This window comes from Pseudomonas sp. GW823-FHT02C05, from assembly GCF_058797595.1.
This window is the reverse complement of record NZ_JBXAJU010000006.1, coordinates 316,279-329,029: the sequence shown is the minus strand read 5'-3', so window position 1 is coordinate 329,029 and position 12,751 is coordinate 316,279. Positions and strand designations below refer to the sequence as shown.

The window sequence follows — 12,751 nt, the reverse complement described above, 5'->3', positions numbered from 1 at the left end:
GTGTTGCTGCCTGTTCGCGAGCAAAGCTCGCTTCTGCGGGAAGCGCAGCAACCCCTAGAGACAAAAAAGCCCCTGGCACCGTCAAGTGCCAGGGGCTTTTTCATGGGCCTCAGGCGCGGTCGCGGGTCAGCAACGGCTTGAGGTAGTGCCCGGTATGGGACTGCGGCATCTCCGCAACCTGCTCCGGGGTGCCCACGGCAATGATCTGGCCGCCCTTGGAACCGCCTTCCGGCCCCAGGTCCACCAGCCAGTCGGCGGTCTTGATCACATCCAGGTTGTGTTCGATCACCACCACGGTGTTGCCGTGATCGCGCAGGCGGTGCAGTACGTCCAGCAACTGCTGGATATCCGCAAAGTGCAGGCCCGTGGTCGGCTCATCAAGGATATACAGAGTCTTGCCGGTGTCGCGCTTGGACAGCTCGCGAGACAACTTGACCCGCTGCGCTTCGCCACCGGACAGGGTCGTCGCTGACTGCCCCAACTTGATGTAGGACAGGCCTACATCCATCAGGGTCTGCAGCTTGCGCGCCAGGGCAGGCACCGGGTCGAAGAACTCCCTGGCTTCCTCGATGGTCATTTCCAGCACCTCGTGGATGCTCTTGCCCTTGTACTTGATTTCCAGGGTTTCGCGGTTGTAGCGCTTGCTCTTGCACACGTCGCAGGGCACGTAGATGTCCGGCAGGAAGTGCATTTCCACCTTGATCAGGCCATCACCCTGGCAAGCCTCGCAGCGCCCACCCTTGACGTTGAAGGAGAAGCGACCGGGCCCGTAGCCGCGGGAGCGCGACTCGGGTACCCCGGCGAACAGCTCGCGGATCGGGGTGAACAGCCCGGTGTAGGTCGCCGGGTTGGAGCGCGGAGTCCGGCCGATCGGGCTCTGGTCGATATCCACTACCTTGTCCAGGTGCTGCAGGCCGTTGATGCTGTCGTGTGGCGCGGCTTCCAGGGTGGTGGCGCCATTCAGTGCGGTGGCGCTCAAGGGGAACAGGGTGTTGTTGATCAGGGTCGACTTGCCCGAGCCCGATACCCCAGTGACGCAGGTCAGCAGGCCGATAGGGATCTCCAGGTCGACATTGCGCAGGTTGTTGCCGCGAGCGCCCTTGAGGGTCAGGGAGAGCTTCTTGTTGCGCGGCGTGCGCTTGGCCGGCACCACGATCTTCACCCGGCCCGAGAGGTATTTGCCGGTCAGGGAGTCCGGATGGGCCATGACCTCTGCGGCGGTGCCTTCGGCAACGATTCGCCCGCCGTGCACACCGGCCCCCGGGCCGATATCGACGACATAGTCGGCCAGGCGAATGGCGTCTTCATCGTGTTCAACCACGATCACCGTGTTGCCGATGTCGCGCAGGTGTTTCAGGGTTCCCAGCAGGCGATCATTGTCCCGCTGGTGCAGTCCGATGGACGGCTCGTCGAGGATGTACATCACCCCCACCAGGCCGGCGCCGATCTGGCTGGCCAGGCGGATACGCTGGGCTTCGCCGCCGGACAGGGTGTCCGCGCTGCGGTCCAGGGTCAGGTAGTCGAGCCCGACGTTGACCAGGAACTGCAGGCGCTCGCGGATTTCCTTGAGGATCTTGTCGGCGATTTCGCCACGGCGCCCGGTGAGTTTCAAGGTGCCGAAATAATCGGTGGCGTCGCCGATGGGCAGGCTGGTGACTGCCGGCAGGGTTTTCTCGCCCACCCAGACGTGCCGCGCTTCGCGACGCAGGCGGGTGCCACGGCAATCCGGGCAGGGCTGGGTGCTGAGGAACTTGGCCAGCTCTTCACGCACGGTGGCCGACTCGGTTTCCCGGTAGCGGCGCTCCAGATTCGGCACTATCCCTTCGAACGGGTGGGAGCGCTTGACGATGTCGCCCCGGTCGTTGAGGTATTTGAAGTCGACGTTCTGGGTGCCGCTGCCGTGCAGGATGACCTTCTGCTGATCCGCCGGCAGTTGGTTGAACGGTACTTCCAGGCTGAAGCCGTAATGAGAGGCCAGCGAACCGAGCATTTGGAAGTAATAGACGTTGCGCCGGTCCCAGCCGCGTATCGCCCCTTCGGCCAGGGTCAGCTCGCCATTGACCAGGCGCTTGATGTCGAAGAACTGCTTGACCCCCAGCCCGTCGCAGGTCGGGCAGGCACCGGCCGGGTTGTTGAAGGAGAACAGCTTGGGTTCCAGTTCGCTGATGGCGTGGCCGCAGATCGGGCAGGCGAAGCGCGCGGAGAAGATCATCTCCTCTCCCGGCTCGTCGTCCATCGGCGCCACCAGGGCAATCCCGTCCGCCAGTTTCAAGGCGGTTTCAAAGGATTCGGCCAGGCGCTGCTGCAGGTCGGCGCGGACCTTGAAGCGGTCGACCACCACATCGATGGAGTGCTTCTTCTGTTTATCCAGCTTCGGCAGCTCGTCCAGCTCGAACAGCTTGCCGTTGACCCGGGCGCGAACGAAGCCCTGGGCTCGCAGCTCTTCGAAGACCGACAGATGTTCGCCCTTGCGCTCGCGGATCACCGGGGCCAGCAGCATCAGCTTGCTGCCTTCGGGCTGGGCCAGCACCAGGTCGACCATCTGGCTGACGGTCTGGGCTTCCAGCGGGATGTCGTGGTCCGGGCAGCGTGGAGTACCGACGCGGGCATAGAGCAGGCGCAGGTAGTCGTAGATCTCGGTGATGGTGCCGACGGTGGAGCGCGGGTTGTGGGAGGTGGATTTCTGTTCGATGGAAATCGCCGGCGAGAGGCCTTCGATGGTGTCGACATCGGGCTTTTCCATCATCGACAGGAACTGTCGGGCATAGGCCGAGAGCGACTCGACATAGCGGCGCTGGCCTTCGGCATACAGCGTGTCGAAAGCCAGGGACGACTTGCCGGACCCAGACAGCCCGGTGATGACGATCAACTTGTCCCGCGGCAGGGTCAGGTCGATGTTCTTCAGGTTGTGGGTGCGGGCCCCACGAATCAGAATCTTGTCCAAAAGTGGCCTCGATCGGCGGGCGTAAAGGCAGGAGTATAAAACCAAACACTGGATGGATGCACACTATCGTTCGGCGCTTTTTTGATCGCTGGCATGGGCTGCGCGGCAAAGCGTCGCCATATACCCCCTCAATCGATCCGACTGGTAGAATCGCCGCCGGTTCACATGAGGTTTATCCATGCACGATCCCCACAACGAACGCATGAGTGGCAGCGAGACCCGCGCGGCAAGCGGGCTGGCCCTGGTGTTCGCCTTCCGTATGCTTGGCATGTTCATGGTACTGCCGGTCCTGGCGACCTATGGAATGGATCTCGCAGGAGCGACCCCGACCCTGATCGGGCTGGCGATTGGTGCCTATGGCCTGACCCAGGCAGTGTTCCAGATTCCCTTCGGGATCATTTCCGACCGTATCGGTCGTCGTCCGGTTATCTACCTGGGGTTGATCGTGTTCGCCCTGGGCAGTGTGCTGGCGGCCAACGCCGATTCGATCTGGGGGGTGATCGCCGGGCGTATCCTGCAGGGCGCCGGCGCAATTTCCGCGGCGGTGATGGCGCTGCTTTCCGACCTGACCCGCGAACAGCACCGGACCAAGGCCATGGCCATGATTGGCATGACCATCGGTCTGTCCTTTGCCGTGGCCATGGTGGTTGGCCCGCTGCTGACCCGCAGTTTTGGGCTTTCGGGGCTGTTCCTGGCCACCGGGGCCATGGCCCTGGTGGGCATTCTGATCATCGCCTTCATGGTGCCGCGCTCAACCGGGCCGCTGCAGCACCGGGAATCCGGAGTGGCGCGCCAGGCGCTGATCCCGACCCTCAAGCACCCCGATCTGCTGCGCCTGGATCTTGGTATCTTCGTGTTGCACGCGATGCTCATGTCGAGCTTCGTGGCCTTGCCCCTGGCGCTGGTGGAAAAAGCCGGCCTGCCCAAGGAGCAGCACTGGTGGGTCTACCTCACCGCACTGCTGATTTCCTTCTTCGCCATGATCCCGTTCATCATCTACGGCGAGAAGAAACGCAAAATGAAACGAGTTCTGTTGGGCGCGGTCAGTACGCTGCTGCTCACCGAGCTATTCTTCTGGGAGTTCGGCGACAGCCTGCGGGCGCTGGTGATTGGTACCGTGGTGTTCTTCACCGCGTTCAACCTGCTGGAAGCGTCCTTGCCGTCGCTGATCAGCAAGGTTTCGCCGGCGGGTGGTAAAGGAACGGCGATGGGGGTGTATTCCACCAGCCAGTTCCTCGGTTCGGCACTGGGCGGCATCCTCGGCGGCTGGTTGTTCCAGCATGGCGGTTTGTCGGCTGTGTTCCTTGGATGCGCAGTCCTGGCTGCACTCTGGCTGGCCTTTGCTGTTACCATGCGCGAGCCCCCGTATGTGACGAGCCTGCGCTTGCCGTTATCGCCCGAAGCGATCCGCGAAGCCGGCCTGGTCGAGCGCCTGAAGGCCGTTGTTGGGGTAACAGATGCCGTAGTGGTGGCCGAAGAGGCCGCCATTTACATCAAATTGGACACCGAATTATTGGATCGCACGACCCTCGAGCAGCTGGTCAATCCAGCGCCGTCGGCGAGCGAAGCCTAGGAGAACGTTATGGCCCGTGGGGTTAACAAAGTCATATTGGTCGGCACTTGCGGCCAGGATCCCGAAGTTCGCTACCTGCCTAACGGTAACGCCGTGACCAACCTGAGTCTGGCCACCAGCGAGCAGTGGACCGACAAGCAGACCGGTCAGAAGGTCGAGCGCACCGAGTGGCACCGCGTGTCGATGTTCGGCAAGGTCGCGGAGATCGCCGGTGAATACCTGCGCAAGGGTTCGCAGGTCTACATCGAGGGCAAGCTGCAGACCCGCGAGTGGGAAAAAGACGGTATCAAGCGCTACACCACCGAAATCATCGTCGACATGCAGGGCACCATGCAGCTGCTGGGTGGCCGTCCACAGGGCGACCAGCAAGGCCAGGGCGGCATGTCCAACTCGGCACCGCGTCCACAGCAGTCCCGTCCTGCTCCGCAGCCACAGCGTGAGTCGCGTCCAGCGCCACAGCAGGCCGCTCCGCAGCCGGCTCCGGACTTCGACAGCTTCGATGACGATATTCCGTTCTGATCGCTGTTTTCAGCGTTCAGCATCGATAAAAACGGGGCCATGCAGATGGCCCCGTTTTTTTATGCCCGGGTTTAACCGGTGTGCCGCATCACTCAGCTCAAAGCGTCACTCGCCGCAGTCGGCCGCTCAGTGCGACCACCTGCTGCTCCGGCGTCGGAATCGGCCGCCCACTCAGGCCCATGCCTTCACTCACCAGCACCGCGTCTCCGACGCAGCACAGGTTGGAAGGCGTATCCAGGCCCTTGGCGAGTACTTGCACGCTGCGTTGCTGCAAATCGCAGCGCAGCAGGCGGCCGCTGAAGCGGGCGAAGCCGCCGTGCAGGACTTCGCCGGCCCAGTCCGGCGGCAACGGTTGCAGCAGCCGGTCGCACAGTTCCAGCACCAGGATCCGCTCCTGCGGGTCCAGCGCCAGCCCGGTAGGCAGTTGCAGTCCGCGAATCAGCACCTCGATCCTGCCGCTCTCGGGCCAGACCCGGATCACCTGGCCCGCCTTGTCGGCGAAGTCGATACCCATCCGCGCCGGGTCCCGGCGCAGCTCGCCGGAGAACAGGCTGACCAGCACGGCATCGGTCTGCGGCTCGTGCACCAGGGTCACGGGAACGGCTTCCTGGCCTTGATCCAGATCGGGCAGTTGAGCCAGGACTTGTTCACCGCCCTCGCTGAACTCCACCAGTTGGTTGCTATCGGGCTTGACCGCCAGCCAGCTGCGGCGCGACGGGTGATAGCACAGCGAGTTGAGGTTGCCGCGACTATGGAACAGCGGCTCGGGCGGGTTGTATTGCAGGTCCAGCAGCTTGGAGCCGGCGACGTAATCGGTTTGGCTGGCCAGGCAGTGCCCGTCGCCCAGGGCGATGTCCGACAGGCCCATGATTTCGTCGCGAAGCATGCGTGATTGCATGTTCATCGAACGAAAACCCTGGGCCACGACCTGGGGCGGCAGGTAGGCGCCCGGCTGGCCCGGATCCGGACGCAGGCAGCTGATGCGGCCGCTGAACGGCTGGTCCGGCAGGCCTGAGCCGGCTTCCGCCAGCAGCAGGCTGCCATCGCCTTGCAGGCAAACCCCGCGAGGGTTGAGCAGGCCCTCGGCGATGACGTGATCCGGTCGCAGCACCTGCTCGAGCTGGGTGGGAATATGCAGAGCAACGGGCATGGTCTTCTCCTTGTTCAAGGCTGCCAGGGCGTGCCGTTGAGGTAGGCGGTCAGCAGGGAGCGTTGGCTTGGCGACATCGAACGCACCACGGACATGTACAAGGTGGTGTTCTGGTACTCGGGGGATATCCGGGCCAGGATCGCCTGTTTGTAACCCATCACCGCGTCGGGCTGATTGAGCTGGATGTAGCGCGACATGGCGGGGAAGGCCAGGTAATGAAAGCGCAGCACGTTTTGAAACGCCTGTTCCCAGGTGACGATGCTGCCTGTTGGAACGCCGAAGTCGCTCCAGGCGTACTTGCGGAAGTTGCTGAAGCTCTGGGTCAGAGGGTTGTTGTCGATGGTGTAGGTCAGTGTGGTGAAGCCAGCCTGAGTATTGGAACCGGCGACGGGAACGACGTTGAAACTCACCGAAGGTTGACCGGCCGGCACCGTTACCGAGTTCGGAAGCTCCAGGAAGTTCCAGTAGCGGTTGGCTTGATAGACGGCGGTCGCCGAGGCATCGATGCTGATCGGCGTAGCCTTCTGCACCGGCGCTCCCAGGTAACGGACTTGCAAGGTGATCTGCACGCCTGTGCTGTCGGGATCGAGGTAGGTGTTGCGCTGATCGCTGTAGACCCGATAGGGGCATTCGGGGGCCGACAGCGCCGGGTTGCGGGTGGTCCCGGGGGCACTAATGCACAAGGGCGTGCTCTGCACCAACTGTGTCTGGGTCGAGTTGAGCGGCACGTCGATGATGCCGCCGTACCGGTAGTAGTCTTGCAGCAGCGGATTGCTGGGCTCGAAGCTCGCCAGGGGCGTGGTTCCGGCCGCGATGGTGACGGTCCCGAAGTCGGCGTTGGGGCCGATGGGGCTGGTGATGTCGTCGCGTACAGCCCTGAACGTCTGCTTGGGGATCAGGTTGACCATGTCGATGCTCAGTTGCTCGTTGGCGACCTCGGCATAGGCCACGCTGTTGATGTTCAGGTCTTTGTCGGCATTGATGATTTGGCGGCCCGGCGGACAGATCTGCGGCTCATCGGTAAACGCCGTGGCCAGGGTACCGATGACCCGGCCGATGCTCGGGTTCGGGCTGAACTGGTTGGCTGCGTAGTCGGCATTCAGTTGCTCGGTGGTCAGGGTCGGACACATTTCGAACATCACGAAACGCAGCACGATCCCGGTAGCGTTGGGCGCCTCGATCAGGGCCCGGAGTCCGGCACTTTCCTTGTTGTAGCTGACGATGCTGCTCAGCGGAAAGGTCAGTTGAAAGGTGCCGCTGGCGTGGAAGGAGCCCGGCGAGTCCATGGTTGCAGGCTCCAGCACCCGGGTATTGAGGTCGAAACTGCTGCACACGGTATCCCAGCGAATCAAGAGCTGAGGCGTGTTGCCGTTGCCGATCTGCAGGCCTCCGACAAAGATCTGGGTCGTGGTGCTGGCTGTGGGGTCCAGGTCGACCATCATCGGGCCGGAGTAGGGACCTTGTCCGGTGCCGGGGGTCACGGAGCCGAGCAGGTAAACCGGCTGTCCGACCATATCCCCTTCCAGCGCAATGTTGCCCGGGGTGCCTTGGGAACTGATCAGCGCGTTGTGCAGCGTCACCACGTGTTCGCCATAGTGGTTCCAGCCGCCGGCCGTGTACCGGCTGTTGGGGCCGATTCTCGGGTCCGGGGCGTTGATCAGTTGGTACAGGTGCTCATCGCTATAGGTCTTGGCCTGGTCCGCCACGGTCGAGGTGGTCAGGTCGAACAGCTCAAGGGAGGTGGCGATGCCATTGGGCAAGGTCGGTGAGTTGTTTGGCACGCTGACGTCGGTAGAGATGCCGCCCCAGAAGTTCAGTCGGGGTCCATTCAATATGCTCATGATCTATTCCTTATCCTTGGCGACGCTGGTGACTGGGGCTTGGGCGAATCTGAACAGGAAGGAGAAGTCGCTCTTGTACTGGCTGTTGAGCGGTGCGGCCATGGAATGGCAGTTCATGCAGCTGCTGTTGGTCTGGATGTAACTTTCCATGGTGACGTTGGCCGACAGTGATGGCGTTGGTTGCCCCAAGGGGTTGCCGGGGTTATCCGGCGACTGCGGGCGTTGGGTGGTGATCAACTGGTAGTACTTGAACACGCTTTGCTGTACCTGCGGATCGCCCTGGTATTGGGTATTGATCTGCTGGGTGACGTCCGTGATCGGGGTGACCCGGTTCAGTGGGTCCGGGGTACTGAAGCTGTTACCGGGTTTTGGGGTACAGACCATTTGTCCAGCTTGTTGCTGCCACAGGCAGGGGGATTGGTTGAGGCTTTCGGCGGGCGCCTTGGCGTTGAAGTAGGAGTAGAAAATCCCCGAGACCGGTTGGTCCACCCAACGGCCCCCCAGCTGGGTCTTGGGAGGCACGTTGTCGACCTGCTCGAAGGTCGACCAGATCCACTGCGGGAATCCCTCCACCTTGCTGATGATGTGCAACCCCACCAATCCCAAAGTGGCCTCGGTGGTGCCGTTGGGCTGTCCCTGACTGTCGAACTGGGTGACCAGGGCCTTCATTGTCAGATAGCGGCTGCTGTCGTCGGCGCTGCCGAGGATGCGCCAACTGCTCTTGATCTCGCCGGCGTTGTTGGGAAAGCTGATGTTCTTCGCTGCGTTGACGACCACCGCGTTGTAGAAGTCGTTATCGACGATGTAGTTGTAGGAGACCTCGTTGGCGGCGATGTCGTAGTAGGTCGGGTTGCCGCGCTGGTCAATCAGCCAGCCGCCCACCGCCTGGTTGTCCGATTGCACCACCTGGGTGTTCTTGACCGCGGCGATGTTGATCAGGCTGAGATTTCTGCGGGGCAGTTGCGAGTTCCAGAGGCCCGGATTCTTGGCCCCGGGGAGGAAGGTCTCGCTGACGCTCTTGTAGGTCTGCCACACGGTATCGCCAGGGCTGCCCAGGGGCTTGCTGCAATCGGCCACTCCGCGCTGTCCCGCCTGGGCCGGCCAGTTCAGGTTGATGAACATCTTCCAGCTGTATTGATCGAAAGCCTGCTGCGACGCGCCCGCAGCAGGCACCGCAGCCGTGGGCGGGCAGCTGGTCTGCGGCGCCGATGCGCTGGGCTGCAGGGCGCTGGCCTGCTGGCTGCCCAGGCCAAGCAACAACAGGGCGGTGAAACGGCTCCAAGGGTTCATGAGGCGGCTCCTGTCATGGCGAGGGGGGCGAAAGTTGGTTCCACTGCGGCCGCGCACCGTTCTTCAGCGATGGCGGTGGCGTGAAGAGCTGGCAGTCCGGCGGGTTGGCCGGGCACATCTTCGCCACCTGGTCCCAGGTCTTGGCCGGATTTGGTTTCTCGGTGCGCCAGTTGAGGTAGTTCTGGCTGACGATTGGCGCGTTGGCGACGCTCTCGTCACCGGAGAAATAGAACGATTGCGGATGCTGATAGGCCGGCTGGCCCGGGCCGTCGCTGCTGGCTTTCTTGTAGAACGCATAACCGAACAGAATCGGGCTCGGCTGGACCGGGATCTCCAGCGCGTAGGCCTGCACGCTGCCATCCAGATGCTGGCTGCGGGCGGCGCTGTAGGGCAGGTGCTTGATGAAGTCCTGGCGCGGCGGGTGGTTCATGGGCGAGAACATGCAGCAGGCCGGCATGTCCTTTGGCCGGTCCTCGGGGTAGGTGAGGAAGTAGGCCTTGTTGCCCAGGGAAACGAAGGAGCAGGTGTAGTTGTTGTCCTTGATCGGGAAGATCGGCAGGCAGTACTTCTCGTAGTGCTCCATCATCGCCCCGGTGCCGTCCTTGTCGGCCGGCACATAGTCGTTGTCGTAGTAGCTGGTGCCCCGGGACACGGTGTAGTCGGCCGGTTTCAGGGTGCTGGGCGGGCTGCTGTAGGGCGGTGGGTTCTTCACGTAGTTGGCGGTGACCCGGTACATGATCCAGTCACTGACCCAGGTTGCCGGGTAGAGCGGATCGGCCGGCTCGCCGGGTTTGCGCTTGGCGATGCAGTTGTTGGTCTTGGCGTCGCACCCCCGGTCGTTGTGCACGCCCATGTTGAAGTAGACGTTGTCGGGGTAGGTCTCGGCCCATAGCGTTTGGCTGGCGCTCAGCAGGCTGGCGGCCAACAGCAGTTGCTTGAAGAGACTGGCGTTCATCTGACACTCCTTTGAAAGCGCCGGGCGACGGGGTCGCCCGGCATTCCATGGGCTGGCCTTTGCGGCTCAGCCGTGGGGGTAGTCGTTGAGTTTCAGCGGGATCGGTGGGTAGCCCTTGCTCACCAGGTCCTGGGCCCAGATTTCCAGCACCCTGCGCCGGCTTTGCGGCAGGTCCCGGGTGATCGGCATGGCCAGGGTGCTTTCCTCCTGGTAGTCCTTGCTGATCAGCACGATGAACTGGTTGATCGCGCCCTCGATGCGTTGCAGGGAGTTGAGCGGCATGAACTTGTTCATGATCGGGTAGAGGTAATAGAAAGGCTGGAGGATTCTGGGGAAGATGAACTCCTTCCAGATCCGCACGCTGGCGTCGTCCTGGGTGCACACCCGGTTCCAGCAGTCGATGAAGTCCTTGAGCATCTCCGGCTCCTGGGGCAGGACCCGCAGGGGCGCAAGGAAGTCGGTGTAGGCGTCGGTGTAGTTGAAGCTGAAGGGCACCGTCGGTTGCTGCTGGCCGTCCTGGATGAAGAAGCGCAAGGTCGGGAAGCCGGCCGCCACGGCCTTGACCGATACCTGGGCGATGCCATTGGCGTCGGTCAGGATCTGCGCCAGGCTGTACTGCACGGTGGCGTTCAGCGGGTCTGCCAGGGTGCCGCTGCGTGCCTGCCCATTGGTGAACTGCAGGCGGGGGCTCAGGGCCGCGGCCGAGGGCGTGGTCAGGAAGCTCTGGTAGAGCATGGGCTCGGATGGCTCGCTGTCCTCGACGTTCAGCACCGCGCTGAGCCGGCGGCCGCTGCCCACGTGCAACAGGCTTTCAGCGGTCTGGGTGCCGACGAACTGCGGTCGGTTCGACGTGTTGCTCCCGGGGTCCTTCGGGTAGTTGTTGAACAGGGTGAAGTTGGCCGCGTTACTGAAGGCCAGGTAATAGTCGCTGGTGGTCAGCATGTAGGCGTTGTTGTACTCCGCCACCCACAGCGCGGTGCCCGCGGGCGCGGGCAGGCCGTCGTACTGCACCATGATGCTCAGGACCCGAGTGTCGCCCACATCGATGAAGCAGCCGCTGTCGAGGACCTCGGCGGTCCACATATTCTGGGCGGCGGCGACCAGTTCCTGGCTGCCCTGCAACTGCAGCTCCAGGGCGCCCTGTTGCAACGCGGCCTGGTCGGCGGGGCTGATGGGCAGGTCCAGCAGGCCGGCGCGCTTGTCGAAGGCGGTCTGGCGATACTGTTCGAAGCCAAAACTGGCGACTTTGTGGAAAGCGCCGCCAGTGGGCCGTACCCCGATGTCGTAATCACCGGCCAGGTATTTCCCGGGCACCGGAATTCCCTGGCTCAGGTCAGTGTTGGTGGGCGGCAGTGCGGCGCTGTCTCCGGCGGGATAGAACGGAAAGGTATTGCCCAGGTCCAGGGACAGGGTGTTGTCGTGCACTTGGGCGCTGATCACCCCCAGGGTCATGGCCGCAGGCTTGGTGTCTCTGGGAACCGCCTTGCACACCGGTACCGGGGCCTTGGGTTCCAGGCGCCGGCCAGCCGGAGCGGTGGGGTATTCATTGTCGAACCACAGGCCCAGAGTACCGGCGGTGCGGCTGTAGGCCGGGTTGAAGAAGATGTCGGCGACGTTATCCAGGCCCTTCTGGTACATCGCCTGCAGTGCGGCCATGGCTTCGGGCGTCTTGGAGTGGCTGTCCACCACCGGGAAGTCGTTGAAGATGCCGTTCTTGTCGTAGAAGGTCAGGTAGGTGGTGAACCGGAACATCAGGCCCTTGGCGTTCTGGTTGATCATCTCCTGTTGCAGGGTCTTCAGCAGTTGCGAGTCGCCGACGATCCACTGCAACTGGTCTTTCGGGAAGCAGGTCTGCCAGGTGGTAGTCACGTAGCTCAAGCCGCCGAAGGCCCCCCAGTTGAAGTTGAGGAAGCGGTCGAGCATGCGGTACCGGCGCTTCAAGGTCAGGCCGCGGGTGGCGTCCCCCAGTACCAGTTTGTCGAAGTACAGGGCGGTGAAGGTGTTCTGCCAGGGGCTGATATCGACGAAGCGCGCGGCTGTCGGCGCGGCGCTGCCGAACGGGTTGCCCTGCAACTGGTAACACTTGTTCACCAGCGGGTCGTTGTCGATGTAGGTGTTGGCCTGGAACTCGCCACCGACGATCACCGAGCGGGTCTGCTCGTAGTCGACCAAGCCGCAGGCGTTGTCGCCGAACAGGTCCCATTCGGCGGGAATCATCGGGTAGCCACTGGGCGAGCCATTGGTGGGCACCTGCAGCACGTAGTCCGGCACGTTCTCGTAGGCCAGCGGGGCGATGGTCCAGGGCATCAGCTGTTGCGGGGCGTTCTGGTCGTTGATCCCGTAGTAGGACAGGAACGGCCAGTTCATGCGCATCTTCACCGCGTCATATAGCGGGAAAACGTCGTTGTTGTTGGCCGTCGGTGGGTTCCAGAACATGTGGCCATTGAAGTAGATCCGGGGAAAGTTCAAGACGCTCATG

Annotated in this window: 8 protein-coding genes; 2 read left to right on the top strand and 6 right to left on the bottom strand. The window is 62.8% G+C overall.

Annotation, left to right across the window (positions count from 1 at the left end; genetic code table 11):
• Positions 1-109 precede the first annotated feature (109 nt).
• The gene (gene uvrA, locus AC1RGE_RS29845) at positions 110-2,944 is read right to left on the bottom strand and encodes an excinuclease ABC subunit UvrA (RefSeq protein WP_019094235.1); all 2,835 of its coding nucleotides are present in this window, start codon (positions 2,942-2,944) and stop codon (positions 110-112) included.
• Positions 2,945-3,122: 178 nt separating this feature from the next.
• On the opposite strand from uvrA, the gene AC1RGE_RS29840 reads away from it, so the two are divergent.
• Positions 3,123-4,517 carry an MFS transporter gene (locus tag AC1RGE_RS29840; RefSeq protein WP_011063768.1) on the top strand — a complete coding sequence of 465 codons (1,395 nt, stop codon included), beginning with the start codon at positions 3,123-3,125 and terminating at the stop codon, positions 4,515-4,517.
• Positions 4,518-4,526: 9 nt separating this feature from the next.
• On the top strand, positions 4,527-5,036 hold the full coding sequence (locus AC1RGE_RS29835) for a single-stranded DNA-binding protein (RefSeq protein ID WP_011063767.1): 510 nt from the start codon (positions 4,527-4,529) through the stop codon (positions 5,034-5,036).
• A 97-nt stretch (positions 5,037-5,133) separates the two neighbouring features.
• Here AC1RGE_RS29835 and AC1RGE_RS29830 read toward each other — a convergent pair whose 3' ends face one another.
• From AC1RGE_RS29830 to AC1RGE_RS29810, 5 genes are all read right to left on the bottom strand, one after another.
• Positions 5,134-6,186 carry a hypothetical protein gene (locus tag AC1RGE_RS29830; RefSeq protein ID WP_492585545.1) on the bottom strand — a complete coding sequence of 351 codons (1,053 nt, stop codon included), beginning with the start codon at positions 6,184-6,186 and terminating at the stop codon, positions 5,134-5,136.
• 14 nt (positions 6,187-6,200) lie between these two features.
• Positions 6,201-8,027: a hypothetical protein gene (locus AC1RGE_RS29825; RefSeq protein ID WP_220223349.1), complete on the bottom strand. Its 1,827-nt coding sequence runs from the start codon at positions 8,025-8,027 to the stop codon at positions 6,201-6,203.
• 3 nt (positions 8,028-8,030) lie between these two features.
• Entirely contained in the window at positions 8,031-9,317 is a 1,287-nt protein-coding gene (locus AC1RGE_RS29820) for a hypothetical protein (RefSeq protein WP_019094232.1), read from the bottom strand.
• Between the two features lie 13 nt (positions 9,318-9,330).
• The gene (locus AC1RGE_RS29815) at positions 9,331-10,272 is read right to left on the bottom strand and encodes a hypothetical protein (RefSeq protein ID WP_492585543.1); all 942 of its coding nucleotides are present in this window, start codon (positions 10,270-10,272) and stop codon (positions 9,331-9,333) included.
• A 66-nt stretch (positions 10,273-10,338) separates the two neighbouring features.
• Positions 10,339-12,750, bottom strand: a complete 2,412-nt coding sequence (locus AC1RGE_RS29810) for a hypothetical protein (protein ID WP_492585541.1) — start codon at positions 12,748-12,750, stop codon at positions 10,339-10,341.
• Position 12,751 lies beyond the last annotated feature (1 nt).

Bases quoted from the DNA above. Each gene is read 5' to 3' on its own strand.
- AC1RGE_RS29840 (WP_011063768.1), top strand. From the start codon at position 3,123: ATGCACGATCCCCACAACGAACGCATGAGTGGCAGCGAGACCCGCGCG.
- AC1RGE_RS29835 (WP_011063767.1), top strand. From the start codon at position 4,527: ATGGCCCGTGGGGTTAACAAAGTCATATTGGTCGGCACTTGCGGCCAG.
- AC1RGE_RS29830 (WP_492585545.1), bottom strand. From the start codon at position 6,186: ATGCCCGTTGCTCTGCATATTCCCACCCAGCTCGAGCAGGTGCTGCGA.
- AC1RGE_RS29825 (WP_220223349.1), bottom strand. From the start codon at position 8,027: ATGAGCATATTGAATGGACCCCGACTGAACTTCTGGGGCGGCATCTCT.
- AC1RGE_RS29820 (WP_019094232.1), bottom strand. From the start codon at position 9,317: ATGAACCCTTGGAGCCGTTTCACCGCCCTGTTGTTGCTTGGCCTGGGC.
- AC1RGE_RS29815 (WP_492585543.1), bottom strand. From the start codon at position 10,272: ATGAACGCCAGTCTCTTCAAGCAACTGCTGTTGGCCGCCAGCCTGCTG.
- AC1RGE_RS29810 (WP_492585541.1), bottom strand. From the start codon at position 12,750: ATGAGCGTCTTGAACTTTCCCCGGATCTACTTCAATGGCCACATGTTC.